Annotated in this window: 28 protein-coding genes and 3 tRNA genes; 24 read left to right on the top strand and 7 right to left on the bottom strand. The window is 69.1% G+C overall.

From position 1 onward, the window contains the following. Positions 1–11 precede the first annotated feature (11 nt). The 3 genes from ligD (SALPAC2_RS0113100) to SALPAC2_RS0113090 all read left to right on the top strand — a co-directional run bounded on the left by ligD (SALPAC2_RS0113100) (position 12) and on the right by SALPAC2_RS0113090 (position 2,815). On the top strand, positions 12–950 hold the full coding sequence (gene ligD / locus SALPAC2_RS0113100; protein WP_026184700.1) for a non-homologous end-joining DNA ligase: 939 nt from the start codon (positions 12–14) through the stop codon (positions 948–950). Then, entirely contained in the window at positions 943–1,851 is a 909-nt protein-coding gene (gene ligD / locus SALPAC2_RS0113095) for a non-homologous end-joining DNA ligase (protein ID WP_018217095.1), read from the top strand. Before ligD (SALPAC2_RS0113100) ends, ligD (SALPAC2_RS0113095) begins: the two co-directional genes overlap by 8 nt. A 139-nt stretch (positions 1,852–1,990) precedes the next feature. Further along, on the top strand, positions 1,991–2,815 hold the full coding sequence (locus SALPAC2_RS0113090; protein ID WP_026184699.1) for a LolA-like protein: 825 nt from the start codon (positions 1,991–1,993) through the stop codon (positions 2,813–2,815). Positions 2,816–2,900: 85 nt separating this feature from the next. Here the strand turns inward: SALPAC2_RS0113090 and SALPAC2_RS0113085 are convergent, their stop codons facing one another. After that, positions 2,901–3,158: a hypothetical protein gene (locus tag SALPAC2_RS0113085; protein WP_018217093.1), complete on the bottom strand. Its 258-nt coding sequence runs from the start codon at positions 3,156–3,158 to the stop codon at positions 2,901–2,903. Next, complete coding sequence (locus tag SALPAC2_RS0113080; RefSeq protein ID WP_026184698.1) at positions 3,155–3,472, bottom strand: DivIVA domain-containing protein; 318 nt, start codon at positions 3,470–3,472, stop codon at positions 3,155–3,157. The genes SALPAC2_RS0113085 and SALPAC2_RS0113080 overlap by 4 nt, the downstream gene beginning before the upstream one ends. Positions 3,473–3,828: 356 nt before the next feature. Here SALPAC2_RS0113080 and SALPAC2_RS0113075 point away from each other — a divergent pair, with 356 nt between their 5' ends. Further along, positions 3,829–4,038: a GntR family transcriptional regulator gene (locus SALPAC2_RS0113075; protein WP_018217091.1), complete on the top strand. Its 210-nt coding sequence runs from the start codon at positions 3,829–3,831 to the stop codon at positions 4,036–4,038. Positions 4,039–4,228: 190 nt separating this feature from the next. After that, on the top strand, positions 4,229–5,224 hold the full coding sequence (locus tag SALPAC2_RS0113070) for an NAD-dependent epimerase/dehydratase family protein (RefSeq protein ID WP_018217090.1): 996 nt from the start codon (positions 4,229–4,231) through the stop codon (positions 5,222–5,224). Between the two features lie 61 nt (positions 5,225–5,285). Here SALPAC2_RS0113070 and SALPAC2_RS0113065 read toward each other — a convergent pair whose 3' ends face one another. Beyond that, positions 5,286–5,660, bottom strand: coding sequence for a VOC family protein (locus SALPAC2_RS0113065; RefSeq protein WP_026184697.1), 375 nt, complete (start codon positions 5,658–5,660; stop codon positions 5,286–5,288). Positions 5,661–5,969: 309 nt separating this feature from the next. On the opposite strand from SALPAC2_RS0113065, the gene SALPAC2_RS0113055 reads away from it, so the two are divergent. The 3 genes from SALPAC2_RS0113055 to SALPAC2_RS0113045 all read left to right on the top strand — a co-directional run bounded on the left by SALPAC2_RS0113055 (position 5,970) and on the right by SALPAC2_RS0113045 (position 9,603). Next, positions 5,970–7,283: a M48 family metalloprotease gene (locus SALPAC2_RS0113055; protein WP_026184696.1), complete on the top strand. Its 1,314-nt coding sequence runs from the start codon at positions 5,970–5,972 to the stop codon at positions 7,281–7,283. A 21-nt stretch (positions 7,284–7,304) separates the two neighbouring features. After that, positions 7,305–8,573, top strand: coding sequence for a zinc ribbon domain-containing protein (locus tag SALPAC2_RS0113050; RefSeq protein ID WP_020493363.1), 1,269 nt, complete (start codon positions 7,305–7,307; stop codon positions 8,571–8,573). 238 nt (positions 8,574–8,811) lie between these two features. Further along, on the top strand, positions 8,812–9,603 hold the full coding sequence (locus SALPAC2_RS0113045) for a LolA-like protein (RefSeq protein WP_018217086.1): 792 nt from the start codon (positions 8,812–8,814) through the stop codon (positions 9,601–9,603). 105 nt (positions 9,604–9,708) lie between these two features. On the opposite strand, the gene SALPAC2_RS0113040 is transcribed toward SALPAC2_RS0113045, so the two are convergent. Next, a complete protein-coding gene (locus tag SALPAC2_RS0113040) occupies positions 9,709–11,388 on the bottom strand; it encodes a DNA repair helicase XPB (RefSeq protein WP_018217085.1) in 1,680 nt (559 codons plus the stop codon). Positions 11,389–11,810: 422 nt separating this feature from the next. Here SALPAC2_RS0113040 and SALPAC2_RS0113035 point away from each other — a divergent pair, with 422 nt between their 5' ends. Continuing rightward, positions 11,811–12,047, top strand: a complete 237-nt coding sequence (locus SALPAC2_RS0113035) for a hypothetical protein (RefSeq protein WP_018217084.1) — start codon at positions 11,811–11,813, stop codon at positions 12,045–12,047. 46 nt (positions 12,048–12,093) lie between these two features. On the opposite strand, the gene SALPAC2_RS0113030 is transcribed toward SALPAC2_RS0113035, so the two are convergent. Further along, entirely contained in the window at positions 12,094–14,559 is a 2,466-nt protein-coding gene (locus tag SALPAC2_RS0113030; protein WP_018217083.1) for a helicase-associated domain-containing protein, read from the bottom strand. Between the two features lie 208 nt (positions 14,560–14,767). Here SALPAC2_RS0113030 and SALPAC2_RS0113025 point away from each other — a divergent pair, with 208 nt between their 5' ends. Continuing rightward, positions 14,768–15,154: a cold-shock protein gene (locus SALPAC2_RS0113025; protein ID WP_026184694.1), complete on the top strand. Its 387-nt coding sequence runs from the start codon at positions 14,768–14,770 to the stop codon at positions 15,152–15,154. On the opposite strand, the gene SALPAC2_RS0113020 is transcribed toward SALPAC2_RS0113025, so the two are convergent. Continuing rightward, positions 15,115–16,008 (bottom strand): 1,4-dihydroxy-6-naphthoate synthase, encoded by an 894-nt coding sequence (locus tag SALPAC2_RS0113020; RefSeq protein WP_018217081.1) that lies wholly within the window; start codon positions 16,006–16,008, stop codon positions 15,115–15,117. The genes SALPAC2_RS0113025 and SALPAC2_RS0113020 overlap by 40 nt on opposite strands. Before the next feature lie 67 nt (positions 16,009–16,075). Here SALPAC2_RS0113020 and SALPAC2_RS0113015 point away from each other — a divergent pair, with 67 nt between their 5' ends. Next, positions 16,076–17,329, top strand: coding sequence for an MFS transporter (locus SALPAC2_RS0113015; RefSeq protein ID WP_018217080.1), 1,254 nt, complete (start codon positions 16,076–16,078; stop codon positions 17,327–17,329). Positions 17,330–17,382: 53 nt separating this feature from the next. Here SALPAC2_RS0113015 and SALPAC2_RS0113010 read toward each other — a convergent pair whose 3' ends face one another. Continuing rightward, the gene (locus SALPAC2_RS0113010) at positions 17,383–17,847 is read right to left on the bottom strand and encodes a hypothetical protein (protein WP_026184693.1); all 465 of its coding nucleotides are present in this window, start codon (positions 17,845–17,847) and stop codon (positions 17,383–17,385) included. A gap of 400 nt (positions 17,848–18,247) precedes the next feature. On the opposite strand from SALPAC2_RS0113010, the gene SALPAC2_RS0113005 reads away from it, so the two are divergent. The 13 genes from SALPAC2_RS0113005 to rplL all read left to right on the top strand — a co-directional run bounded on the left by SALPAC2_RS0113005 (position 18,248) and on the right by rplL (position 26,666). Further along, complete coding sequence (locus SALPAC2_RS0113005) at positions 18,248–20,776, top strand: putative bifunctional diguanylate cyclase/phosphodiesterase (protein WP_026184692.1); 2,529 nt, start codon at positions 18,248–18,250, stop codon at positions 20,774–20,776. A gap of 92 nt (positions 20,777–20,868) precedes the next feature. Beyond that, positions 20,869–20,941: transfer RNA gene (locus tag SALPAC2_RS0113000), tRNA-Thr, on the top strand. A gap of 24 nt (positions 20,942–20,965) precedes the next feature. Continuing rightward, positions 20,966–21,038, top strand: a tRNA-Met gene (locus SALPAC2_RS0112995). Positions 21,039–21,171: 133 nt separating this feature from the next. Then, the gene (rpmG, locus tag SALPAC2_RS0112990; protein WP_012184342.1) at positions 21,172–21,339 is read left to right on the top strand and encodes a 50S ribosomal protein L33; all 168 of its coding nucleotides are present in this window, start codon (positions 21,172–21,174) and stop codon (positions 21,337–21,339) included. Between the two features lie 111 nt (positions 21,340–21,450). Continuing rightward, positions 21,451–21,897 (top strand): MaoC family dehydratase N-terminal domain-containing protein, encoded by a 447-nt coding sequence (locus tag SALPAC2_RS0112985; protein WP_018217077.1) that lies wholly within the window; start codon positions 21,451–21,453, stop codon positions 21,895–21,897. A 1-nt stretch (position 21,898) separates the two neighbouring features. Then, positions 21,899–22,291: a MaoC family dehydratase gene (locus tag SALPAC2_RS0112980; RefSeq protein ID WP_018217076.1), complete on the top strand. Its 393-nt coding sequence runs from the start codon at positions 21,899–21,901 to the stop codon at positions 22,289–22,291. A 125-nt stretch (positions 22,292–22,416) separates the two neighbouring features. Further along, positions 22,417–22,489: transfer RNA gene (locus tag SALPAC2_RS0112975), tRNA-Trp, on the top strand. A gap of 206 nt (positions 22,490–22,695) precedes the next feature. Continuing rightward, complete coding sequence (gene secE / locus SALPAC2_RS0112970; protein ID WP_018217075.1) at positions 22,696–23,073, top strand: preprotein translocase subunit SecE; 378 nt, start codon at positions 22,696–22,698, stop codon at positions 23,071–23,073. 38 nt (positions 23,074–23,111) lie between these two features. Beyond that, positions 23,112–23,840 carry a transcription termination/antitermination protein NusG gene (gene nusG, locus SALPAC2_RS0112965; RefSeq protein ID WP_018217074.1) on the top strand — a complete coding sequence of 243 codons (729 nt, stop codon included), beginning with the start codon at positions 23,112–23,114 and terminating at the stop codon, positions 23,838–23,840. Positions 23,841–24,034: 194 nt separating this feature from the next. After that, positions 24,035–24,466 (top strand): 50S ribosomal protein L11, encoded by a 432-nt coding sequence (rplK, locus tag SALPAC2_RS0112960; protein WP_018217073.1) that lies wholly within the window; start codon positions 24,035–24,037, stop codon positions 24,464–24,466. Between the two features lie 80 nt (positions 24,467–24,546). Beyond that, on the top strand, positions 24,547–25,263 hold the full coding sequence (rplA, locus tag SALPAC2_RS0112955; protein ID WP_018217072.1) for a 50S ribosomal protein L1: 717 nt from the start codon (positions 24,547–24,549) through the stop codon (positions 25,261–25,263). 415 nt (positions 25,264–25,678) lie between these two features. Continuing rightward, a complete protein-coding gene (gene rplJ / locus SALPAC2_RS0112950) occupies positions 25,679–26,224 on the top strand; it encodes a 50S ribosomal protein L10 (protein ID WP_018217071.1) in 546 nt (181 codons plus the stop codon). Between the two features lie 55 nt (positions 26,225–26,279). Continuing rightward, positions 26,280–26,666, top strand: a complete 387-nt coding sequence (gene rplL / locus SALPAC2_RS0112945) for a 50S ribosomal protein L7/L12 (RefSeq protein WP_018217070.1) — start codon at positions 26,280–26,282, stop codon at positions 26,664–26,666. Positions 26,667–26,696: the final 30 nt, after the last annotated feature.

Below are 26,696 nucleotides of genomic sequence, written 5' to 3'. Positions count from 1 at the left end.
AAGGTCGGTTCGTGCCCGGCGTGCCGTCTAAGCCGATGCTCGCGACCACCGGGGAGCTGCCGGTGGGCCCGGGCTGGGCCTACGAGTTCAAATGGGACGGAATTCGGGCGCTGGTCAACATCGGCGACGGCCAGCAGCGGGTGTACGCCCGCTCCGGCGTCGAGGTCACCGTGGCCTATCCGGAATTGGCTGGCCTCGCCGCGCAGGTGGATGACGCCCTCCTCGATGGGGAGGTGGTGCTCTTCGGCGCGACCGGGCAGCCGTCGTTCACGGCGCTCGCCGAGCGAATGCACGTCCGGGACCGGGGTCGGGCCGCGCGGCTCGCGGCGTCCCTGCCCATCACCTACCTGGTCTTCGACTTGTTGCGACTCGACGGCGTCGACCTGACCGGCTACCCGTGGCAGCGGCGGCGAGCTGTGCTCGACGAGTTGGGGCTGGCCGGGCCGCGATGGGCGGTCCCGCCCGCCTTCTCGGACGGCCCGGCGACCTTCCAGGCGGCGGGGGAGCACGGCCTGGAGGGGGTGATGGCCAAACGGGTCGGTTCGGTCTACCGGCCGGGTGCGCGTTCACCGGACTGGGTCAAGGTCAAGTTGGAGGTGACCGGCGACTTCGTGGTGGGTGGCTGGCGGCCGGGGGCCCGCCGGCTCGGGGGGCTGCTGGTCGGGGTGCCACGGCCGGACGGCCGCCTCACGTTCCGGGGCCGGGTCGGGGGTGGCATCGGCGCGGCGCTGGAGCGGGAGCTGCTGCGCGAGCTGGAGCCGTTGCGCACCGATGGTTCCCCCTTTGCCGAGGAGCTGCCCCGCACGGACACCCGGGCCGTGGTCTGGGTCGCGCCCCGGGTCGTGGTGGAGGTGAAGTACGGCCAGCTCACTCCGGATGGGCGCCTGCGTTTTCCCCGGGTGTTGCGGTTACGCCCGGACAAACTCGCCGAGGAGGTTGACGATGCCTGACCGGCTTCGGGTCGACGTGGCTGGCCGTACGCTGGAGTTGTCGAATCTGGACAAGGTGCTGTACCCGGCGACCGGCTTCACCAAGGGCGAGGTGATCGACTACTACACCCGGGTCGCCCCGGTGCTCCTGCCGCACCTCGCCGGCCGGGCGTTGACCCGGATCCGGTTCCCGAACGGCGTCGACGGCAGCTCCTTTTTTGAGAAGAACGCTCCGGCGGCGACCCCGAGCTGGGTTCACACCGAGACGTTGCCGGTGCCCGGCTCGGCGAAGGGCCGGGAGACGATCGACTACGTGGTCGCCGACGAGCTGCCGACCCTGGTCTGGTTGGCCAACCTCGCCGCCCTCGAATTGCACACGCCACAGTGGCGAATCGGGGCGGATCCGGACCTGATGGTGGTTGATCTCGATCCGGGTGCGCCGGCCGAGCTTCGCCAGTGTTGCCGGGTCGCCCTGTTGCTGCGGGAAAGGCTCGCGGACGACGGGATCGAGTCGTATCCGAAAACATCGGGAAAGAAGGGCATGCAGCTCTGCTGTCCGATCGCCGGCACCCAACCGGCCGACGCGGTTTCCGGCTACGCCCGGCGGGTCGCCCAGGAGTTGGAGCGGGCCCATCCGAAGCTGATCGTGTCCAAGATGACCCGAAAGCTACGGGCGGGAAAGGTTTTCATCGACTGGAGCCAGAACAGCGCGGCGAAGACGACGGTGGCGCCGTACTCGTTGCGTGCGCAGTCGATGCCGGCGGTGTCCACCCCGCTGACCTGGGCCGAGGTTGCGGCCGGGGCAGCCGGCAAGCGCCCGGCGGTCAAGCCCTACCCGGCGGCCGAGGTGCTGACCCGTATCGCCGAGCAGGGCGATCTACTCGCCCCGCTGCTTGATGGCGGGCCGGAGCTGCCGGGCTAGACGGCGTGGCGGTCACCGATGCCCGGTCCGGTTGGAGTGCCAGCGCGGTGCGTCCGAAAAGATGATGTTCGTCGTCGGACGACTGGGGTAGCGTGACCCGTCGTTTAAATTCGCACCTTTTCGGGGGGAGTGGCTACCCGTGTCACGTTGGAAGAATATCGCCGTCCTGTCGGCTGCGACTGCCGCGGCGGTCGCGGTGGCCGGATGTGGACCCACCACGGCTTCTCAAGAAACAGCACAGGAGTCGAACGTGCTGGAGCTGCTCGCCAGCGACCTCAAGGGTTCCCTCCAGGAGGCGGCGGATCGGACCGGCAAGGTCGAGACCGTACGGGCGGCGATGGTGGTCTCGGGTCCCGAGGACTTCGAGATGCAGATGGTGATGGATCTGCGTGACTCCGTGAGCTACGAGATGGTCATGGAGATGGAGGGAGAACCCACCACCATCCGTTTGGTCGACTCCGCGATGTACATGGAGATTCCCGAGGCGGAACGCGAGCGCAGCGACGGTAAGAGTTGGATGAAGATGGACTTCTCTGCCGTCGCGGGGATGGGTCTTGACGAACAGATGCAGGATGCCGACCCGGTCCAGCAGGTAAAGACACTGCTGGAAATTGAGGGCGTCGCCGTTGTCGGCGAGGAGACGGTGGACGGGACACCCACGGTCCACTACAGCGTCACCGCCACCGCGGAGGAGCACCTTGCTCTGTTGGAAGAGCAGGGCAAGCTCGACTCCGCCGGCCAGGCGAACGCCGCGGACCAGATGGCCGAGTTCGGCGTCACTGAGATCAAGACCGAGCTGTGGATCGACGAGCAGTACTGGCCGCGACGGGCCCGCATTACCATGGGCGAGATGGGCGTGATGACGGTCGACTACACCGACTATAACGAACCGGTGACCATCGAGGCGCCGCCGGCCGCCGAGATCGCCGACTTCGCCGACCTCCTCGGCGACCTCGGGGAGTAGCTCAGCACCCCCACGTGACCGGGACGCACGGTCCCACTGATCGCCACGACTCTGCCCGGCCGGGCTCACCGGCCGGGCAGAGCCGTTACCGGGGCGGGCGCGGCCGGCAACGGGAGGTGTGGTCCACCGCGAGTACGCACCGTCCACCTCCCTCCGGCAACAGCCGGTCGCAGAAGACCCAGTGGCGCACATCCTGCTGGTCCTCGGCGGAGACGGTTACCCCGCCCGGTTCGACCCGGGCGCTGAACCGAATCAGCACCCGGGCGGCGGTCCGGGCCAGGATTCGGGCTCGCATCAGGTCGGCTGCGGTGACCGGGAGGTGGATCACCCAGCGGCTGGTCATCGGTAGTGGTGGCGAGCCGCCTGGGCGCTCTGCCACTCCCGTAGGGCGTTCTTGATCCGTACATTTTCCTCCCGCACCGCGACCAGGGCGGTCTGCGCGGTGGTCAACTCGTCGGCGACCCGGTGCAGGAAGTCGCGGATCTCCACCGGGTCGAGCCCCTGTCGCCGGATCGAGAAATACCGGTCCCGGACCTCCCCCGGCCGCAGCGGCAGTCGGGGGTGCGTGGGCGGGGCGGGTTTGTGGTGGTGGGTGACCCCGCTGTTCGGACCGGGTCGGTGCTTGAGTCGGCGGATCAGGTTGCGCATGGTGGCCACCCTTCGTGGAGTCGGGGGTAGGTGGAGGGGCGCTCCGTCGGTTGGGGCCGGCGGAGCGCCCGCCCGGCCGTCGCAGCCTCAATCGGCGGTACGACAACCGGGCCGCGCCTGGGGGTGGCGCGGAGGTGTGATCTCGGCGGCGATGCGAGACCAGTACGAGAGGCGCCAACCGACCGCAGCGGCACCGCATCACCGACAGCGACGCTACTGACACCAAGTCACCTATGTTAAGAAGTCACTTGCCCAGCTACCCAGCTATGTCATACATGCAACATATGTTGCCTATGGCGAAAGGTTGATCGATACTGGGCGGGCCAACCGACTGCAAGGGGCCCGACGTGCCTATTCCACCCACGATGGACGAGTTGCTCGAAGACCTGTTGAGCAAGATCAAAGATGGGACCTACCCGCCCGGTTCGCAGTTGCCCTCCGGGCGGGTGCTGGCGGACAACTACGACACCTCTCAGTCCACTATCAGTCGAGCCGTGGCGCGGCTGCGGGCGCAGGGGGTGTTGGTGGGTCGTCCCGGGCGCGGCGTCTTCGTCGCGGAGCCGCCACGTCGTTGACGGGGCGCTGCCCTTGATCGGGCGGCACCCCGCGCTGCCGCCACCCGTGCCTCGTTAGGCTCGAGGTCATCGCACCGGCCACGACCCGGGTTGGCCTACGCCACACTTCGGGGCTCTCAGCTGTGGACACTCGACGAGCAAATGTCACTATGCGCGGCGCAGGCGGCATTCGGTGGAGCGAAGGGGCAGCATGGAACAGGTACTTGTCACGGGAGCCACCGGCACCGTGGGCAGCCTTCTGGTTCGCGACCTCGCCGACCGCGGGGTGCGAGTGCGGGCGCTGGTTCGTTCGCCGGAGCGGGCGGCGGCAGCCCTACCCCAGGGCGTGGAGACGGTCCGGGGGGATGTCACCGACCTGGCCTCGGTCCGGTCCGCGGTCGGCGGGTGTGACACCGTCTTTCACGCTGCCGGGCTCCCCGAGCAGTGGTTGGCCGATCCCGACGTCTTCGAGCGGGTCAACGTCGGCGGCACGCGGCACCTGGTGGAGGCAGCTCTCGCCGAGGGCGTGGCGACGTTCGTCTACACCAGCACGATCGACGTTTTCGACCAGGCCCCGGGCCAGCCGTTCGACGAGTCACGGATCGCGGAACGTCCGCTCGGCACCGCGTACGAGCGTTCCAAGCAGCGCGCCGACGTTCTCGTGACCGATGCGGTCGAGCGGGGCCTGCCAGCCCGGTTCCTGCATCCGTCCGGGGTCTACGGGCCCGGTCCGGCGACCGCGACCGCGCTCAATCTGCTGCTGCTCAGGCTGGTCCGTAATCAGATTCCCGCGCTGCCCCCAGGTGGCATGCCCGTCGTCTACACCGAAGATGTCGCCCGGGGACACCTCCTCGCGGCCGAGGCGCCGGTCGGCAGCCGGTTCATCCTCTCCGACCGCTACCTAACCCTGACCGCCATCGCTGAGCTGGTCCACACGTTGGTGCCGACGGCCAAGGTCCCCCGCACCATCCCCCCGGCGCTCGCGAAAGCCATGGCCACCACCGGGGAGGCCCTCTCCCGCGTGACCCGCCGGCCGCCGCTGCTCGCCGCGGGCGAGCTGCACTTCCTTCGTTCGCACCCGCTGCCGGACGCCTCCCGGGCCCGCAGTGAGCTGGGCTGGCAGACCACCGATGTACCGGAGGGCTTTGCCCGCGCCCTGCGGCACTTCGACGTGCTGCCCCAGCCACATTCCACCCACGGTGGATGAGTTGCGCGAAGAGCTGACGCGGTGCTGCCCTTGATCGGGTAGCCCGCCGTTCCCGTCGTCGTTACGCCTCGGCCCAGACGGCCAGTTCGTTGCCGCTCGGGTCGGTGAAGTGGAACCGCCGCCCGCCCGGGAAGTCATACGGGCCGTCGACCACGGTGCCGCCGGCCTCGGTCACCGCCTGGACCGACTTTTCCAGGGCGGTCGAGAACAGCACGACCAGTGGGCCGCCCGCCCGCACCTGCGGATCCTGCCGCAGCCCGCCCACCTCCGGTGCGGACTCGCCGTGCGGGCTGCGGATGCCGGCGTATTCCGGCCCATAGTCGGTGAACTGCCAGCCGAAGGCCTCGCCGTAAAACCGTTTCGCCTCCGCGAGGTCGGTGACGGCGAACTCAATGTAGTCGATGGCGTGCTGTCGGTTTGTCACAGAATCGGTCATGCACCAGATCATGCCCGGTGGGTACGACCAACTCGGGGAGGCGAGCCCCTTCCACGCCGTCCGCCGTCGAATGCCGCCGGCCCAAACGTTACCCAGCGCGAAGGCCGCCCGTTACGACTAACGTGCCGGGTGGAAATTCGTGGGTCGGTCGTTGCCGGCGCCATAGCGGGTGAAGTAGTGCAGGGCGGTGAAATCGGGCACCGATTCGACCGCGTTCCTCGCCATTCCCGGATCGGCGGGGTCATCGCCCGGCCGTCGTCCGTGCAACAATCCGTTCGGATTCAATGACGAGGTTCCTGGGAGTCGACGGTGCAGTGCACGAACTGCGGCAATTATATTGATCCGGCAAAGGGCGAGTGCGAGTGTGGCACTCCGTTGCCGCAGCCAACCGGAGCGGAGGTGCCCGGCCAGCGGCCCGCGCAGCCGATCTCCGTACCGCCGCACAATGTCCAGCCGGCCCGGGGGCAACGGCTCTTCGCCCGTCCTCCTGGCTATCCGACCTTCGTCTCCTGGCTGGTGACCGGTGCGTTGCGGAACCGGCGTGGCGCGCTCGGCGCGTTCCTCGCCGCCTGGTTCAACCTGCCGCTCGCCGTGTTCGTCGGCGGTCTGGGGATCGTGTACGGCGGGATAGCTGGCTACCTCGGTGGGCTCACCAGCGGCAATGAATTCGGCCCCGATTTCCTCGCCGAGGTTCCCCTGCTCGGTTCGGTGCTCAGCGGTGCCGCGCTTCAGGTTGGCGGCGTGCTCGGCCTTCTGGTCGGCGTGCTGCTCGGCTGCCTGGCCGGGTTCTTCGGCGGCCTGTTCGTGCCGTGGTCTCTGGTCACCACCGAGCCGGGCTATGCCATCGGCTACTTCGTCGCCCAGACCATTGTCGCGATTCTCCTCAGCCTGCTCTACACCAGCTACGGAATCGCTACCGAAGGATGGCGGTTCCGGGCCGCCGGCTACCGCGAACCAAGCCGCCGAGAAAGGGAACTGCTCCAGCCGATCCTGGTCGACTGCGCGACGCGGCTGCAACTTGACACGTACCCGAAGCTGCTCATCGATGACAGTCACGATCCGCACGCAATCGGCGGGACCCGACACGTGGTGCTCAGCCGCGGACTGCTCGACGAGTTTGACTACGCGCCCGAGCCGATCGCCGCGGTGCTGTGCCACGAGCTGACGCACTGGCGCAACGCCGACCCGGTGTCCGGCCTCTTCGTGCGCGGGCTCGGCCTGCCGCTCTACCTCGCCTACGCGTTGGTCGCCTGGCTGCGACGGAAGTTCCGGCACCCGATCCTCTCCCTCGCCTTGGCGCTCAGCGCCTGGCCGCTCCTGCTGACTGTGCGGTACTTCGTCATGCCGATGCAGGCAGGGGCGAACCGAGCCGCCGAATACCTCGCCGACCAGGGCGCGATCTGGGCGGGGCACCACCTCGGGCTGCGGCAGGTGTTGAGCCGGGTCCAGGGCGGGTTCGACGGTGCCCGCGATGGGTGGGAACTCGCTGTCTGCGCCAACCACCCCCCGAGTGAGCTGCGTTTGGAGCGCGCTGAGGCGCCCGGTGCTGACTATCCGCTGCCCGACCGAGACTCGCCGGCACGTCCGCTTCCGGTGGTCGTGTCCAGCTCATCTCGTGACTGAGCCAGTGGCGGAGAGGCAGCGATGACGACGATTCAGGCCTGCGCGAAGTGCCGGACCGTGCTCCTCCCGGGCCAGCAGGGGTGCCTGCGATGTGGCTTCCCGGCCGCCGAGCAGACGCGGGAGTGCTCCACCTGTCACCGTCCCACCGGGGTGGACGCGCGGTTCTGCCCCGCCTGTGGGCAGCGACTGGGGCAGGGGTCGCCGATGCCCGCCGGTGAAGCGGCGACGGCACCGACGCCCGGCACCGATCCAGCCGCCCTGTTGCCGCCGCCCGCCGCGTTCGCCAAGGTGCGCAACCCCAATCGCTGGCTGTACCGGCTCACCGGCGTCGGTCTGGCCGTGCTGTTGGCCGGTATTGCCGGCCTCTACGTGGTCCAGAGCGTCTTCTACACCCCCGAGCGCGTGGTGGCGGAGTACTTCTCCGCGCTCTCCGAGCGGGACTTCGCCGCCGCGCGTTCGCTCCTGGAGGAACCGTCCGGGGATGGTCCGAACGATCCCGGGAAGCTGCCGTTGATCCCCCTGAACGCGTCGTACCAGCCGCCGTCGGCGGCGGAGGTCACCTCGATCGAGGTACCGAACGAGATCGAGCTGGCGGGGGTTCCGGCCGGAACGGACCGGGCTGACTGGCGGGTGGCCGGCGTCACGTACCGGGTGGGCGACCGTACCTTTCGGGAAGTGCTGTATCTACACCGGCAGAAACGGAAGGAGCTGGGTGTTCTTCATGGCTGGTTGATCTACGGCGGGGTTAGTGAGCTGACCGTGTCGGCCTGGCAGAACAGTCCGAGCGTGCTCATCAACGGGCAGGTGGTGCCAGTTCTCGAGGGGAACGCGACCGCACGCGTCTTCCCTGGTGTCCATGAGGTGGGATTGGCTGACGACCCACTACTCCGGGCCGAGCTGGTGTCTGCGGAGGTTGGTCTGCTGAGGCCGCACGAGGCGCGGCTACGGCCAACGGTCCGGGACACGGCGCGCAAAGCGGTCGAAAGTCAGGTGAAGTCGTACCTTGACCATTGTGCTGAGAGCACCGACCCGTCGCCGGAAGACTGCCCCTTTTCCTGGACGGCGGTTGACTCCTCGCAGACCGTGCAATGGACGATCGAAACGTATCCGGAGCTCGACTTCGATATCTATGACGGTCAGGTCGCTGTCACCGGTTGGTCGGGGCGGGTCAACGTGGCATGGGCCGGCTATGGCGGTGCGGAGATGGATTACGACATCGGCTTCGCCGTCACCGGTTGGGCCACCTTGGTCAGTGCTCAGGTGACCTTCGACCACGACTTGATGTACTGATCAGTCTGTTATGGATGGTCTGGCCACGATTCCCGGTGCCGACGTGGTGTTGGTTGGAAGGTATTGATTCGCCGGCCCAAAGTTGCCAGGCAGATGGGGCCGGAAGGGGCTTGTCCGGCTTGAGCGGCTGGGTTACTGTGTCCAGTCGACCTAGTTTTGCTTCCCGGGGGAGTGGCTTCACGTGTCACATTGGAAAAAGTTGAGCGCACTGGCAGTCGCGGCCGTTGCGGCGGTTTCGATGACTGCCTGCGGGCCGAACGACTCCGAGGGAGAGTCGGGTGCGCTGGAACAGCTCACCGATGACGTCCCTGGCTCGCTTCGCGCGGCAGCCGACAAGGCCAAGGAAGCCGAAACGGTGCGAGCTGACGTGGTCACCTCGGGAGGTGCCGCAGATTCTGAAATGCAGATGACGATAGACTTCCGTGATTCGCTCAACTTCGACGCGGTCGGCGAGGTTCTTGGTGAACCCGTCGCCATTCGCCTGGTTGACTCCGTGATGTACACGGAGAACTCCGCGGAGGATCGGGAGCTCTACGGCGGTAAGCGCTGGACCAAGATCGACCTCAGCTCGGCGCCCGCAGGCGATACGGGCATGGATCAGATGTTGCAGGAATCCAACCCATCCCAGCAGATTGAGGTGTTGCTGGAGTTGGAGGGCGTCACCGTCGTGGGCGAGGAGACGGTGGATGGGGTCCGTACGGTCCAGTACACCGTCACCACCACCCCCGAGAAGCTCGCCGAGGCGCAACCGGAGGGGTCCTCGGACCTGTCGACGCTGGGGGACACTCTCGGTGCAACCGAAGTAACGCTCGATATCTGGATCGACGAAGAGCACCTGCTTCGTCGGTCCCGCTCGGACCTGGGCGAGGCGGGCGTGACGACGGTTGACTACTACGACTACAACGAGCCCGCGCAGATCGAGGCGCCGCCGGCAGCGGAGGTCGCCGACCTTGAGGATGTCTTCGCGGACATCGACAAGGACCTTGAGGATGCCATGAAGGAGCTCGAAGAGCTTACCGGTGGCAGCTGAACGGGATAGTCCTAGCTGAACGTCGTACACCGCCCGGCCGGGCTCCCCGGCCGGGCGGAGTCGTTGCGGGCCCTGCCAGACCGTCGGCGCGCGCGCCCCGCGCCGTCAGTCGACCGAGGGCAGCGACGGGCCAAGGACATCGTCGGCGTCCACGATCGTGTAGGCGTACCCCTGCTCGGCGAGGAAGCGTTGCCGGTGGGCGGCGTACTCGGTGTCGATCGTGTCCCGGGACACCACCGTGTAGAAGTGCGCCTGCCGGCCGTCGGCCTTGGGCCGGAGCACCCGACCGAGCCGCTGCGCCTCCTCCTGCCGGGAGCCGAACGTGCCCGACACCTGGACCGCCACCGCCGCCTCCGGCAGATCGATCGAGAAGTTACCCACCTTCGAGATCACCAGGGTCCGCAGCTCACCGGAGCGGAACGCGTCGAAGAGCCGCTCCCGCTCCCGGTTCGTGGTTGACCCCTGCACGATCGGCGCGTCCAGATACTCCCCCAGCTGGTGCAGCTGGTCGATGTACCCGCCAATCACCAGGGTCTGCTCGCCCGGGTGCCGGTCCAGCAGCGCCTTCACCACCGGCAGCTTGGTCCGGGTGGTAGCCGCCATCCGGTAGCGCTCCTCGGCCTCCGCCATCGCGTACGCCATCCGCTCGGCCTCGGTGAGCGTCACCCGCACCTCGGTGCACCGGGCCGGGGCGATCCAACCCTGCTGTTCGATGTCCTTCCACGGTGCGTCGTATCGCTTCGGACCGATCAGGCTGAAGACGTCCCCCTCCCGGCCGTCCTCGCGAACCAGGGTGGCCGTCAGCCCCAGTCGGCGACGGGCCTGCAGGTCGGCGGTGAACCGGAAGATCGGTGCGGGCAGCAGGTGAACCTCGTCGTAGACGACCAGACCCCAGTCCCGTGCCCCGAACAGGTCCAGGTGGGTGAACGCGCCGCCCCGCCGGGACGTCAACACCTGGTACGTGGCGATGGTGACCGGACGGATCTCCTTGCGCTCACCCGAGTACTCGCCGATCTCCGCCTCGGTCAGCGACGTACGGGCCACCAACTCCCGCTTCCACTGCCGCCCCGCCACCGTATTCGTCACCAGGATCAGCGTGGTCGCCTTCGCCTCGGCCATCGCCGCCGCCCCGACCAGGGTCTTCCCCGCGCCGCAGGGCAGCACCACCACGCCCGACCCGCCGGCCCAGAACGCCTCCACCGCCTCCCGCTGGTAGGAGCGCAGGGTCCACGGCTTTCCGCCGTCCCCGCCAGCCTCGGCCAGCTCGATCGGGTGGGCCTCACCATTGACGTACCCGGCCAGGTCCTCGGCCGGCCAGCCAAGCTTGAGCAGGGCCTGCTTGAGCCGCCCGCGCTCGGACGGATGCACCGCGATGGTGTCGTCGTCGAGCTTCGCGCCGAGCATCCCGGCGAGCTTCTTGCTCTTGGCGACCTCGATCAGCACCACCCGATCCACGGCCCGCAGCACCAGGCCGTGCGCCGGGTCGTTGATCAGTTGCAGCCGGCCATACCGGTCCATCGTCTCGGCCACGTCAACCAGCAGGGCATGGGGCACCGGATAGCGGCTGTACGTGATCAGCGCGTTGACCACGCCCTCGGCGTCGTGCCCGGCGGCCCGGGCGTTCCAGAGGCCCAGCGGGGTCAGCCGGTACGTGTGTACATGCTCCGGTGAGCGTTCCAACTCGGCGAACGGCGCGATCGCCAACCGGCAGGCCTGCGAATCGGGATGCTCGATCTCCAACAGCAGGGTCTTGTCCGACTGCACGATCAGGGGTCCACCACTCACGTGAGCGCCTCTCTTGATCTTTGGATGTCGATCGTCGTGCCGGCTGTGGGGCCACGGGACGACCATCCAGTGTTGCACGCTCCGCTCCGGTTGCAGGTTTTTTGGGCGCACATGCAACCTGGCGGGGCACTGGTACGTCTTGCAGGGTGACAATCAATGCGGGTGAGTCTCGCGTTCCTGGTTCCGGGCTGCCTTCCGGATCCTGCCCGCACGGTTGTCACGCTGGTCGGCGCCGGTGCGTACGCGTTCGATCCGCGGCCGAGGGCGGCGGGGTCGGAGGGCCCGCGTCGGTCGGGGCGGCGGAGTCGCCAACGGGGGCGGGCGCAACGCCCGGGCCGGACCGGCCGGTCGTGGTGCTGGCCCACAGCCACGCTGAGTGTCACCCTGGATCCTCGGAGTTCGTCGATGGCGGGGAGGGCGGAATGACCGTCGACCAGGACATGATGACCGAGACACCGCGGAGACCCGATCCGCCTGTCTCCGCCGGCACCATGGTCGCCTACGTGGCCGGCGGGGTGCTTCTGTTCGGTTGGTTCCTATTTGGTCTGCTGGTGCAGCGGCAGGGCCTCGTGGACTCGGTCGGCGAGACCGCCGGTACGGCGTTTGGTCTGCTGTTGGTGGTCGCGGTGGTCGGAACGTTCCGCCGCGACCGGCGCTGACCCGTTGGTCTTCTCCCGCGCGACCGGCACGGACCTGGCGCGGCGTTCAGTCCGCCAGCACCGCTGCGGCCACCCGGTGTAGGGCGAAGGTGTGCAGCATTTCGGTCCGCTCGTCTTCCGCCCGTAGGTAACCGGCCCCGATCGACACCGGCCGGACCAGCCGGGAGGCAGTTGCCCCGTGCGCGTCGACATAACCCACCCAGACCAACGCCTTGTCCCGAACCGCTTGCTGGAGTACGGCCAGCGCGTCGGTGTGGCGGTGCGCGGCTCCGGCGCCTTCCTGGCCGCGGAGCGACGCCGGCGCCCGCTGTGCGGCCCGGGTGGCGGCGTCGCCCCGCCGGATCTGCTCGACCATGCCGAGGAGCCGGGGCATCGGGAGCCTCGGGGCGGTGACCGGGTCAACGATCCGGGCGGCGGTGCCCGGCGGCCGCGCCGGTGCCCGGCGGGTCCTGGGCCGGGTGAGTACCGCCGCGCCGGTGGCGTCCTCGGGTACCGGCGCATAGCCCGCCTCGCGCAGCGTGGCGAGCATCCGGTTGACCGGGCCCGGCGTGACGAGCACGGTCGGCGCGAGCCGGCGGAGCGCCAGCACCTCCAACCGGCGGTCGGCGAGTACCTCGCCGAGTAGCGCCTCATCGTCGCTGCGCAGGTACGCCCCGGTGGCGCCGACCCGCAGCCCGCCGTGCCGGCGGGCGACGTCGTCGACCAGGTAGGTGAGCCCCTGCGGCACCGGGGTCCGCGAGCGCCGGGCGAACAACCCGTGTAGGTCGTCTGCCGAGTAGCCGGCGTCCAGCGCCCGGCGGACGCTAGCCGGCGTCACCCGGTGCACGCTGGCCCCACCGGCCGACTCGTGCTCGGCCACCACGTCCAACTCGGCGGCGAGGGTCGGGTCAGCCGGTCCGGGTACGACGACAGTCAGATCGGCCTGCACCAGGAAGTGGTCAACCGGGGCGGGGAGCAGCCCGTCCAGCGCCCGTACCGCCGTTGACGGCTCACCGTCGACGTGCAGGCCCAGCGGGTCGTCCGCGCCCCGCTGCTCGCCGGCGGTGGCGTCGGTGAGTAGCAGCCGCCCGTACGAGGTGAGCGCCCCCAGCCCGGTCACGCCCAGCGTGGCCGCCTCGGTCAGCACCTCCCGGTGTGCCGCCTCCCGTCCCCGACTGCGCCGGGGCGCTCGCCAGTCCAGCAGCTCCAACACCTCGTCCGGGGTGGGTGCGGTCGCCGGCTCCAGGTCGGCGAGGACACCGAGCGCCGCCTGCCGGGCGATCGGCGTCCCAGCGCGTTCCGCCTCGGGGGAGAGCACCGTGATCGGCCGGTCCCGGTCGTCGCGTTGGCCGACCAGCCCGGGCTGTCGGGTCATCGTCAGCCACGCCCGGGCCAGCTGTTCCCACCGTTGCGCCAGCGAACCGGCGCGCCAGGCCTCGTACCCGGTGCTCGGCAGCACCTGCTGGTCGCCACCGGTTCGGGGCGCGGCGAGCCCGGGCGCCTCCAACTCCCCGGTCAGTCCGGCGGCGTGCGCCGCCTCCAGCAGCAGCGCGGCGGTCGGTTCGTCCAGGCCGAGGGCGCGGGCCAGTCGGCGCAGGTCGCGGACGCCCAGACCGCCGGAGCGAAGCACCGAGGCCGGCTCCGCGGCGAGCTGTTCCAGCAGTGCCTCGGCCTGGCGGACCACCTCCATGGTCTGGCCGGCTCCGGCCGAGTCGACCGCTTTCGGTTCCCGCGGTGGGCTCGCGACCTCTGGTGGGTCGGTGGGCATGGGGCCGAGCGGGCCGGTGTCCCGGCGAAGCAGGAGCCCCACCTCCCGGGGCAGCTCGACGGTCCCGGGGCGGCCGCCCCCACCGGTGGTGACCGAAACCAGGAGCCGGTGGTCAACCAGCCAGCGCACCGGTGAGCCGGTGGGCGCGCCGCCGTTCGTGGGGTCCGGCGGCAGGGCATCCTCGGCGCCCAGGGGCGGGGCCTGCAACGCCCCCGGTGGCACGCTGCCGACCGGCGGACCGGCGGCGAGCCGATCCAGGATGGCCCGCGCCGACGGCGGTGCCGAGAGCAGGGTGCGCCGCAGCTTCGCCGGGTCCGCGCAGAGGGCCGCCGCCCGCGAGTCCAGCTCCGCTGCCGGCCGGCCCAGCCCCGCGGGGTACGGGGAGATCTCGTCGATGCCGCCGACCACGTGCAGCCGTTCGTCGGGCCCGTACAGCAGCAGGCGGGACCGGAGAAGTCGCACCGCTTCGCGTACGGCGGCCGGGTCAGGGGGGCGCGCGTTGGCCGCGGCCATGGCGAGGATCACGTCGAGGCTGGTCGTGTCGGCCGCTGCGTCGCGGGTGAGCCGGGCGGCGTCGAGGACCTGAAGCGTGAACCGGTCCAGGCTGTCCAGCACGCGGGCCACCGATACCCGGGACTGGGCTCGGAGGGCGAGCGCGGCGAGGTCGCTGGGGACCGGTACGACCAGGTCCGGCCGCTGCTGGAGCAGGGCCGCGAGCTCCTGGTCGGGCAGCGCACGCAGGTGGTCGGCGAGTGAGTTGGTCATCGTCTTTCCACGCTAGCCCGGCGGGTGCCCGCTCCGCCCCTCGGTCGGCCAGTCGCCCCCACCGCATCGGTGACCGCCGTACCGGTGGCAGCCGCGGCCGGGGTGACGCCGGTGCGCGATGATCTCACTGGATTCCCAGCGGCGCCCGACGCCGCGGTCCGGCTAGCCTTAGAGCAGTAGACGTCGTGAGTGAAGCAGAGGTTTTCAAGTGCCGACGGGTCGAGTGAAGTGGTACGACGCGACCAAGGGATACGGGTTCGTCACCAGTGACGAGGGCGGCGACGTGTTCCTGCCCAAGGCGGCGCTTCCGGCAGGTGTCACCGACCTCAAGGGTGGGCAGCGGGTCGACTTCAGCGTGGTTGACAGCCGTCGTGGCACCCAGGCGATGGGGGTCAAGCTGTTGGAGGCCCCACAGTCGGTGGCGGAGCTGCGTCGCCGCCCGGCGGAGGAGCTGCACGGCCTCGTCGAAGACATGATCAAAGTTCTGGAGGCGAAGGTGCAGCCGAACCTACGCCGAGGCCGGTTCCCGGACCGGAAGACCGCGCAGAAAATCGCTCAGCTGGTCCACGCGGTCGCCCGCGAGTTGGAGGTCTGAGGCACCAGGCCGGCGTCGGCGGCCCGGCCCAGCAGCGCGTTGACGGCGGCGTACCCGGCCGCACCCAGGTCGGCGGTGAACTCGTTCACATAGAGGTCGATGTGCCGCTGGACCACGTCGGGCTCCATCTCCTGCGCGTGCCTCAGCACATAGTCGCGGCTGGCCGCCGGGTCCGCCCAGGCGTGGTGGACCGACTCCCGGATCCATCCGGTGGCGGCCTCGGGGTCCACGCTGCCGCGGCGGGCGAGAATCGCGCCGAGCGGGATCGGGAGGCCGGTGTCGGCCTCCCACCACTCGCCCAGGTCGACCAGGGCGGTCAGCCCGTGCCGGGGGTAGGTGAACCGGGCTTCGTGGATCACCAGGCCGGCGTCGTACCGGCCGGCGGCGACTCCCGGCATGATCTCGTGGAATGGCACCACCTCGACCCGGGCGGGTGGCCGCCCGGCTGACCAGAGCCGGAAGAGCAGGTAGGCCGTGGTCCGGTCGCCGGGTACGGCAACCGTGGCCCCGGAGAGGTCGGCCCGGTCCGGGATCCCGGTCACCCGGCCGCCCGAGCCCTCGGGTGCCGCAGTAGGGGCGAGCGTCGGGTCGGTTCGGGTCAGCACCAGGGGTCCGCACCCCCGGCCGAGTGCTCCACCGCAGGGCAGGAGGTGGTAGTCCTCGAGCAGCCACGGCAGCGCCGCGTAGCTCACTTTCACCAGGTCGAACGCACCCCGCTCGGCGGCCGTGTTGGTCACGTCCACGTCGGCGTAGGTCACCGTGACCGCAGGGGCGCCGGGGACCTGCCCGTGCACCAGCGCGTGGAAGACGAACGTGTCGTTGGGGCAGGGCGAGATCGCCAGCGAGAGCGTCACGCACCTACGGTATCCCCGCGGTACGGCCGTTCCTGGCCGGCCTTGTGGCAGCGGCCAAGATCCGGCATTGTCCGGTGGTCCAGATCTGCGTCGCGGCCGCCGGAGGTACCAACTGCCCACCTCGTACCTGCTCTGGCTCGTCGGGATCCTCGCCTCGCTGCTGGGCAACTCGCTGTTCTACTTCGCCCTCGGTTGGCAGGCGAGTGCGCATGGCGGTGCCATCGCCGGTCTGGTGCTCACCGCCATCACGCTGCCGCGGGTGCTGCTGCTTTTGATCGGTGGGGCGGTCGGGGATCGGGTGAGCGCCCGCCGAGTGCTCATCATCGGCGATGCGGCGATGCTCGTCTTCTCGGTCGCCCTGGCGGCAGCGGCCTACCACCTCGGGGCGCCACCCTGGTTGTTGCTCACCGCCGGGGTTGCCGTGGGGGTCGCTGACGCCTTCTATCTGCCGGCGTCCGGTTCGATGCCGCGACGGCTGGTCAACCCGGACCAACTGTCGCGGGCCCTGGCGCTACGTCAGGCCGGCGGTCAGGTGGTGGCCGTGGGCGGCGGTCCGCTCGGCGGGGTTCTCGTCGGGTTGGCCGGGCTGGCGGGGGCCGCCCTGGTCAACGCGGTGACCTTCGCCGCGGTACTGATGCTGCTGATCGCCATCCGGCCGCGGTACGGCGCCCCGCCGCCGCCCGGGGGCGGCGGGGTTGTCCGTGACGCCTTCGACAGCCTCCGCGTTGGCTTTCGTGATCCGCTCCTGCGTCCCGGGTTGACGATGACCGGGGCCGCGGCGGCGTTCCTGCTCCCGGTGCTGTCGTTGCTGGTCCCGCTGCTCGCGCGGGCGGAAGACTGGGATGCCGCGGCTGCCGGTCTCATTCTTGGGGCACAGAGCATCGGCATGCTGGTCGTCACCCTGGCTGTCGCGCGCCGAGGCCCGCTCGGCCGGCCCGGTCTCCTCTCCGCCTGGGGTCTGTTGATAGCGAGCACCGGTGTCCTCGGACTGGCGCTCTCGCCCACCGCCGCTGTCGCCATCGGCGCGGCGGTGGTCCTGGGACTCGGGAGTGGCCTCTTCGCCGCGCACATCGGGCCCCTGATCCTGGGGACGACCCCGGAGACGCACCTGTCCCGGATTCAGGCCCTGCTGACCCTGGTGCAGAGCCTGGCCTCGTTGGTCATGCTCAACGTGCTCGGCACTGTCGTCGAACACCGTGGTGCGGTGGTGGCGGTCGTGATCTGCGCGGTGGCCACCGGCGGCGTCGGGCTGTTGGCACTGCTGTCCGCGCCGCTGCGTACCACTCGGGTCGGGCTCCCGCCAGTCCCGGTCAACCGATGAACGTTCGAGTGGCGTTGCCCGAGCGGCGCAACTCGTGGTGCTGCCCGGCCACGTTACGGAGCTCCCGCCTCCGGTGTGGCCTCGTGCCCCCGCAACCCGTGGGTACGGCGCCGCTGCTTCATCTCCGCCTCGTAGATGTGCCGCCGCCCGCCGGCCAGGCGCTCCCGTGCGTCCCGCTCGATCTTCTGGAACGTGGCGTAGTAACCGTCGTCGAACTCCTCCACGATCTGGAATGTCCACCGTCCGGGTAGCACGTTGCGGCCCAGCAGCTCGTGCTCGACCCGGTCGGCCATGTCGTCGTGCCCGGCCTCGCGGAGCAGCCGTACCACCCGGTCGAGGGTGAGGTCTGCTCCCCCGATGAGCTGGTGTGCCGAATACAGGTGACCCCGCGCCCGGTGGACTGTCTCCAACGCCTCGCTCAATCCGCCCAGTGCTTCGACGGCGGCGTCATCGAGCCCGGCCGGCCGGGAGTGTTCCGCGTCCACTGACCGCTCCTGATCTGGCATGGCGGCTGAGATACCCCGGAATCGCCGGGCTGCACCCGAGGGGGTGTGCCGGGACGGCGGCAGGCGCAGGTGCAGATCGGGTTCGTCCCATGCTGTACCGATGAGTCCGTTCAGCCGGGCCTCCCGCTTGGCTGCCATAGTGGTTCCGGTGGCTTTGCCGGACGATTCACGTGTGGCACCATCGTGGCACCGGCAACCACCTCCGGTCCCCCTCGACAGGAGTTGACCTATGTCTAAATCGACGTACCGCTGGCGTGCCATCCTCGCGTTCGCGGTTGTGGCTGCGTTCGTGGGTGGCTTGCTGGCTGTGGGGTCGAGTGCCCAGCTCTTTGACTACAACTGGACCGCGCCTGCCCTGGAAGCAGGCGTATCGGTACTGCAGTAGCTTCCGCGCCACCGACCAGGGGGCGGTATGTCAGTCAATTCTCCGCCGGTGCGTAGGACCGCCGAGCAGGTCTGGCTGATCACCGCCCCGCTGGCGATGGTCGCGGTGCTCTGTACCGTCTTCCTGGCGCTCGCGACTGAGTCGTCGCCCGCCAACCTGACCATCACCACAGCCCTGTTCGTCGCGATGGTCGCGGCGAGTACGCAGGTCCTGCAGATCGTCGTCCGTCGCCAGGCGCTCGAGGTGATCGCCACCGAGATCCCACTCGTGCTGGCCTTCTACTACCTGCCACCGGTGACGGTGGTGGTGCTCATGGTGCTGTCCGCCCTCGCCGGGCATCTCTGGCGTCGGCTCGGCGTGGTCAAGATCGGGTTCAACCTGGCCCGCACCGGCGCGGCCGCCTCGCTCGGCGGTGTCGTCCTAGTCGGACTCTCTGGTGTGGATGGAACTGGCCCGCGGACGTGGGCGGTCCTGTTCGCCGCGGTGACGGTGAACTCGGTGGTTTCGCTGCTCGCAATCAGCGGCGTGGTGAGCTGGTTGCACGGCTGGCAGGCCGGCCGGGAGCTGTTCCGCAGGTCGCCGGTGACCCAGCTGGTCAATTCGATCAACGCGGTGATCGGCCTGATCCTGCTGCTGGCGTTGGAATCGACCGGGTGGTCGATTCTGTTGATCGCCGTGCTGGCCGTCGCGATGGTGGTGCTCTACCGCTCGTACGCGCAGTTCCTCCGGCAGCATCGCATGTTGAGCAGCATGTACGAGCTGACCCGGGCGATGGCCGAGGGCGGTCGGGAGGGCGCCGTCGCCGATGCGCTGCTGGGCCGGATCCGGGCGCTGATGCAGGCCGAGTACGCGACCCTGTGGCTTCCCGCTCTGGGCCGCTATCCAGAGCTGTTGCTCAGCGCCCGGGTGGACGACCGGGGCCTGCTCGACATCGCCCCAACCCCTGCCGAACTGCGGGAACAGGTCCGGGAGTCCGGGGTGACCCTCGCGGCGGGCCGGGCTCTTCCGAAACTCCCCGACATCTCGCGGGACCTGGCCGGGCATGGGGTGAAGGACGTGATCGTCGTCCCGTTGCGGTCGGGACAGGCGGTCATCGGCACCCTGGAGGTCGTCAACCGGCTCAGCGACGGCGGCCACTTCACCCCCGATGACATCCCCGCCTTCGAGACCGTCGCCGCGCACACCGCGGTCGCTCTCGAGAACTCCCGGCTGGTCGACCGGCTGCGGCACGACGCCGACCACGACACGCTCACCAAGCTACCCAACCGGCGGCGGGTCACCGCGGCACTCGACGAGGCGGTGAAGATCCGAGCGCCGGGTGAGGTGGTGGCGTTGTTGCTCTTCGACGTTGGGCGACTCCGGGAGGTCAACGAGTCCCTCGGGCGTGCCGCCGGGGACAAGGTCCTGGTCGAGGTCGCCCAGCGGCTTCGCTCCTGTGCGCCGTCGTCCGCGCTGGTGGGGCGGGTCGGCGGTGACGAGTTTCTCGTGACCCTGCGGCTACCGGGCGCCGCCGAGGCGCGGGACCTGGCGGCGCGGATGCGGGAGCAGATCCGGGCATTGGTGACCTTTGACGGGCTCCCCCTCGACGTGGACACCGCGGTGGGCGTCGCTGTCCACCCGGACCACGGCAGTGGGGCCGCCGTGTTGCTGCAACGGGTCGACCTGGCCCTGGCCGCGGCCAAGGCCGCCCCCGGGGACGTCCAGCTGTTCAACCCGGTGCTGGAATCCCGGTCGCTGCGGCGTCTTGGTCTCGCCAGCGACCTGCGGCGGGCTCTGGACAACGGCGATTTGGAGGTGTATTTCCAGCCCAAGGTCACCCTGCGGGACCGGCGGTTGGTTGGCGTCGAGTGCCTCACCCGCTGGGAGGACCGGGCCCACGGGACAGTCGCCCCGGAGGACTTCGTGGCGGTCGCGGAGCACACCGGTCAGCTGGGGCGGCTCACCGAGTTCGTGCTCCGGGAGGGGCTACGGCGTAGCCGTGACTGGGCGCTCGGGGAGCACCCGCTCTCCATCGCGGTCAACCTTTCCCCGCGTACGCTGACTGACCAGCACTTTCCGGAGCGGGTGCGGGAGCTGCTCGAGGAGTACGAGGTGCCGCCGGAGCGGCTCACGCTGGAGATCCGGGAGTCCGGGGTGTTGGACGGCACCGACCGCCCCATTCCGACCCTGCGGCGCCTGCGCGATCTGGGCGTCCGCCTGTCGGTGGATGACTTTGGTACGGGTAACTCGTCGCTTGCCCACCTGCGCCGGCTCCCCGTGCACGAGGTGAAGGTCGATCACCGGTTTGTGCAGGGGATGGCGACCGACCCCGGTGACCTGGCGATCGTCAACGCGGTGGTCACGCTCTCCCAGCAGTTCGGCCTCACCGTGGTGGCCGAGGGGGTGGAGAGCGAGTTGACCCTGGAGCTTCTCCAGGACATCGGCTGTGAGTACGGGCAGGGGTTCCTGTTCAGCCGGCCGTTGCCCTATGAGCGGCTGGAGGCGTGGTTCGGCGCCCAGCTGGAGTCGGGGACAGCGGCCGCGGGGGAGCCGCCGCGACTGCGGGTCGTGCCGTGAGCTGGGCCCACGGGCCACCGGGGGATCCGATTTCAGCTCCGCGATCCCGCCGTGTAGGCTTACCTCTGCACGGCCACCGAGTGGTTGCGCAGGCCCCCTTAGCTCAGTCGGCAGAGCGTCTCCATGGTAAGGAGAAGGTCTACGGTTCGATTCCGTAAGGGGGCTCAGAGGGTCCGGCTGGACCCACCCGGCGGTGTAGCTCAGGTGGCAGAGCAAGCGGCTCATAATCGCTGTGTCGCCGGTTCAAGTCCGGCCACCGCTACTTTCGTCCATCGGGCCTCACCCGGCGGATGATGGGACGGGCGCCTTCGGCGCCCGCTTTGCATGTCCACGTGCTCTGCGCGTAGGCTGATGCGCCCGTAGTTGTCACCCATTTACGAGGAAGGCACTCCGCCGTGGCGAAGGCGACCGATGTCCGGCCGAAGATCACTTTGGCGTGTGTGGAGTGCAAGGAGCGCAACTACATCACGCGCAAGAACCGGCGTAACGACCCGGACCGTATCGAGCTGAAGAAGTTCTGCCCGCGTGACGGCCGGCACACGATCCACCGCGAGACCCGCTGATCCTGGCGGTCCACCGCTGATCTATCCACGGTCGCCGATCCTCCGCCCGCGTGGCTTTGCCACTGCCGGTCGGGTGGGTCGGCGGCCGTGTTCTGCGTGTAGGTTCGCGGCATGTCCCTGGACCCCTCCTTTGTCGGCCGGACTTACCCGCCGACCGCCCCCTACCAGGTGGGCCGAGAGAAGATTCGTGAGTTCGCGACCGCGATCGGCGCCACCGAACCGGCCCACTACGACCCGACTGCCGCTCGTGCACTCGGCCACCCGGACGTGGTCGCCCCGCCGACCTTTCCGATCGTGGTCACCATGGCCGCCACCCGTCAGATCGTGGAGGATCCGGATCTCGGTGTCGATTACAGCCGGGTGGTCCACGGCGACCAACGCTTCGCCTACACCCGCCCGGTGGTGGCGGGGGACGAACTGGTCTGCGTCAACACCATCGAGGACGTCCGCACCCGCGGCGGGCACGGGTTCCTGACCACCCGCACCGAGGTCACCACGCCTGATGGTGCGTCGGTGGTCACCGTCTGGTCGAAGATTGTCGTACGGGGGGAGGGCTGAGATGGAGCTGCCGACCAAGACATTCCGGGTAACCCGGGCGGACCTGATCCGTTACGCGGGTGCCTCGGGAGACTTCAACCCGATCCACTGGAGCGACCGGATCGCGACCTCCGTCGGGCTGCCGGGCGTGATCGCCCACGGCATGTTCACGATGGCTTTGGTGGGCCGGGCCGTCGCCGAGTGGGCCGGCGCTGCCGACGCGGTGGTCGACTACGGGGTCCGATTCACCCGGCCGGTAGTTGTCCCAGACGATGACCAGGGCACCGAGATCGAGGTGACGGCGGCGGTTCGGGAGGTCACCGATGCGGGCCTGACCAGGATCGACATCACCGCGACCTGCGGCGGGGAGAAGGTGTTGTCGCAGGCGAGGGCGACGATTCGGACGTCCGGCTGATCGATCTTTGACGTGCCAGGGGCGGACCGGTTGGGAAAGTCGTGCCACTACCCGTACACTGGTCCGCCGTGGGGCACGTGACCCTGCCCAGCCGTTTTGGCGGGGTGAGGTGACGTCCGCCGCATAGGGGTGTAGCTCAATTGGCAGAGCAGCGGTCTCCAAAACCGCAGGCTGCAGGTTCAAGTCCTGTCACCCCTGCGCCTCAGGCCTGATCGTTTCGTGGGTCGCGTCGCCGCTGGCGGCGTCCGGCCCGTGGTGGTGGTATCGGCAGGGCGGCTCCGAGGCACTCGGGCCCCAAGTTCGGACCGCTGGCTACGGCCCGTCGCGGACGGTCGGGCCGGCGTGACCAGACGCCGCGTATGCTGTGACGGCGTGCGAACCGACATCCCGCGACGGAGGGCGATGTGGCCGACAACAAGCGGCGTGGCGAGGATGCCGACGACGAGCGTCTGGACGGCGAGCTCGACGCTGCCGGCGATGCCGGCGCCGACGATGAGCCAGCCTCCCGGGGTGAAAGCGCGAGCAGCTCGTCTCGGGCCGAGTCGGTTGACCGGCCGAAGAGCCGTACCCAGGGTGACAAGGTTGGCCCGATTGGTCGAGTTGCGCGATTCATCCGCGAGGTCGTGGCTGAGCTGCGTAAGGTCATCTGGCCGACGCGCAAGGAGCTGTTGACCTACGCCTCCGTGGTGATCGTGTTCGTCGCCGTGATGCTGGCGATCGTGGCTGGCCTGGACCTCGGCTTCGCCGAGGTTGTGCTGTGGGCTTTCGGTAACCCCAGCTGACCGGCTGACTGTGCTGATAGTGACGGAAGTGAGCAAGCGTGCCTGAGTACGACGAGACCGCCGAGCCTGTGGACGAGCAGTCCACGGTCGCGACGGCGGCTGGTGACATGTCGGTTGAGGCCGCCAGCGAGCCGGAGCTCTCCGCCAGCGCCAGCGAGCCGGCCGAGGAGAACGAGTTCGACCCGGTCGCCGAGCTGCGGCAGAAGCTGCGTTACGCGCCGGGTGACTGGTATGTGGTGCACTCGTACGCCGGCTACGAGAACAAGGTCAAGACCAACCTTGAGACCCGGATCACCTCCCTCGACATGGAGGACTACATCTACCAGGTCGAGGTGCCGACCCGGGACGAGGTCGAGGTCAAGAACGGCAAGCGGTCCCAGATCCAGGCCAAGGTCTTCCCCGGCTACATCCTGGTGCGAATGGAGCTCACCGCGGAGTCGTACTCCTGCGTGCGGAACACGCCCGGGGTGACCGGCTTCGTGGGCGCCACCGATCGGGCCGACCGTCCGGCGCCGCTGAGCCTCGACGAGGTGTTGAAGTGGCTGGCGCCAGCGGTCGAGGCCGTGGAAAAGAAGGCGAAGCCCGAGGTCAAGGTCCTCGACTTCGAGGTCGGCGACTCGGTCACCGTCACCGACGGTGCCTTCGCCTCCCTGCCGGCGACGATCAGCGAGATCAACGCTGACCAGCAGAAGCTCAAGGTGCTGGTGTCGATCTTCGGTCGAGAGACCCCGGTGGAGCTGAACTTCAACCAGGTCGCCAAGATCTGATCTTCAGTACGTCGGCGGTGGGTAGCTACCCACCGCCGACGTACTCGTTTCTGGCCGGGGTCCGGCTGGCAGTCGGACCCCGGAAAGCCGGCAGTCGGGGTGCGCTACCCTAGAACGTCGCCGTCTACGCGGCATGCTGACCGTGCATGCCCGGCAGGCGGTGCGAATTTCCGTTCCACGTCCCAGGAAGTGACATGCCTCCGAAGAAGAAGCTCGTCAAGACGTTCACGCTTCAGCTGCCGGCGGGCCAGGCCACCCCGGCGCCGCCGGTTGGCCCCGCGCTGGGTCAGCATGGTGTGAACATCATGGAGTTCTGCAAGTCCTACAACGCGCAGACCGAGTCCCAGCGGGGCGACATCGTCCCCGCCGAGATCAGCGTCTACGAGGACCGCTCGTTCACCTTCGTGCTGAAGACCCCGCCCGCCGCCCGGCTGCTGATCAAGGCCGCTGGTGTGGCGAAGGGCTCGGGTGTCCCGCACATGGAGAAGGTCGGCCAGGTCAGCCGCGCCCAGCTGCGGGAGATCGCCGAGAAGAAGATGGCTGACCTCAACGCCAAGGACCTCGACCAGGCCGAGAAGATCATCGCCGGCACCGCCCGGTCGATGGGCCTGAACGTCGTCGACTGACCCGAGCCGACCCGCCGATCCCGTTTGTGGGAGGGCTCGCGAGCACCGCGGCCCGCCAGAGACCACAGGAGTAACCACAGATGCAGCACAGCAAGAACTACCGCAAGGCGGCTGCGGCCATCGACCGGTCGAAGCTGTACACCCCCGCCGAGGCCGTCAAGCTGGCCAAGGAGAGCACCTCCACCAAGTTCGACGCCACGGTCGAGGTCGCGATGCGCCTCGGCGTCGACCCGCGTAAGGCGGACCAGATGGTGCGCGGCACGGTCAACCTGCCGCACGGCACTGGTAAGACCGCGCGTGTGATCGTGTTCGCCGCCGGCGCGAAGGCCGAGGAGGCCGTTGCCGCCGGCGCCGACGAGGTGGGCACGGACGAACTGGTCGCCCGGATCCAGGGCGGCTGGCTCGACTTCGACGCGGCGATCGCCACGCCGGACCAGATGGCAAAGATCGGTCGGATCGCGCGGATCCTGGGCCCGCGCGGTCTGATGCCGAACCCGAAGACCGGCACGGTGACGATGAATGTCGCCAAGGCGGTTGCGGACATCAAGGGCGGTAAGATCGCTTTCCGGGTGGACAAGCACTCCAACCTGCACCTGATCATCGGGAAGGCCTCGTTCTCCGAGAGCCAGCTGGTGGAGAACTACGCGGCGGTCCTCGACGAGATCCTGCGGGTGAAGCCGTCCGCGGCCAAGGGTAAGTACCTGCGGAAGGTCACCCTCACCACCACGATGGGCCCGGGTGTTCCGGTCGACCCGAACGCGGTGAAGAACCTGCAGGAGAGCTCCGCCGAGGGCTGAGCACGACTGCGTTCGAACGGGGCCCTGCCGGCTGGTGGGGCCCCGTTCGGCTTTCTGGCTGACGGCTGACGGCTGACGGCCGGGTGGTGGGCGGTAGGGCTGGTGGGGGGCCGTGTGGCAGCCCCTGCGGGCATCGCGTATTCTTGTCGCGAAGTTCCACCCAGAGACCGCTGGTCACCGTGCCTCGGCACGGTCGAAGGTTCCGCGACGACGGGCGACCCGCGCAGGGCGGTAAGCGAAAAACAGGTTGTCTCCCACGGTCCGCCGACTGTGGTGCCAGCACCAGCCTTTCGCCCCGTGCGCCCTGCGCCGGGGCTTTTCTCGTTGCTGTGTTTCCTCCGGATCCGCCGTCGGCTACCGCCGTCGGCTACCGCCGATGACGGTGACCAGCCTGGAGTAACGAGAGAGGAGGGACATGGCGGACAAGCCGATCCGGGCCGACAAGGCCACGGCCGTCGTCGAGCTGACCGAGAGCTTCCGCAACGCGGGTGCGACCGTGCTGACCGAGTACCGTGGTCTGACGGTCTCCCAGCTCACCCAGCTGCGGCGCTCGCTCGGCACGGAGACCACCTACACCATCGCCAAGAACACGCTGGCCAAGCGTGCCGCGGCGGACGCGGGTATCTCCGGGCTCGACGAGCTGTTCACCGGTCCTACCGCGCTGACTTTTGTTTCGGGCGACGTCGTCGAGGCGGCCAAGGGTCTTCGCGATTTCGCGAAGACCAACCCGAAGCTGGTCATCAAGGGCGGCGTTTTCGAGGGCAAGGCCATCTCTGCGGCCGAGGTCACGAAGCTCGCCGACCTGGAGTCCCGCGAGGTGCTGCTGGCCAAGCTGGCCGGTGCCATGAAGGGCAACCTGAGCAAGGCCGCGTCGCTGTTCCAGGCGCCGATGGCCAAGACGGCCCGCCTGGCGGCTGCCCTGCAGGACAAGCGCGAGAAGGAAGGCGCCGAGGCGGCCTGAGGCTGCCCCGGTGCACACGATTCTTAGCAACACCACTTGAGAAAGGACGCCAGATATGGCGAAGCTCAGCACCGACGAGCTGCTCGACGCGTTCAAGGAGATGACGCTGATCGAGCTCTCTGAGTTCGTGAAGCAGTTCGAGGAGACCTTCGAGGTCACCGCCGCGGCGCCGGTCGCCGTGGCCGCTGGTGCCCCGGCCGCCGGTGCTGCTGCGCCGGTCGAGGAGGAGAAGGACGAGTTCGACGTCGTCCTCGAGGCCGACGGCGGCAAGAAGATCCAGGTCATCAAGGTCGTGCGTGAGCTGACCGGCCTGGGCCTCAAGGAGGCCAAGGACCTGGTTGAGTCCGCTCCGAAGGCGATCCTGGAGAAGGCCAACAAGGAGACCGCCGACAAGGCCAAGGCCAAGCTCGAGGGCGAGGGCGCCAAGGTCACCCTCAAGTGACTTTGTGCTAACCCCGGCAGGGTGTCCCGG

Origin of the sequence: Salinispora vitiensis, from assembly GCF_000378825.1 — a bacterium.
Taxonomy (GTDB): domain Bacteria; phylum Actinomycetota; class Actinomycetes; order Mycobacteriales; family Micromonosporaceae; genus Micromonospora; species Micromonospora vitiensis.
Note: the sequence above shows the minus strand (reverse complement) of the source record. Positions and strands in the feature narration are given on the sequence as shown.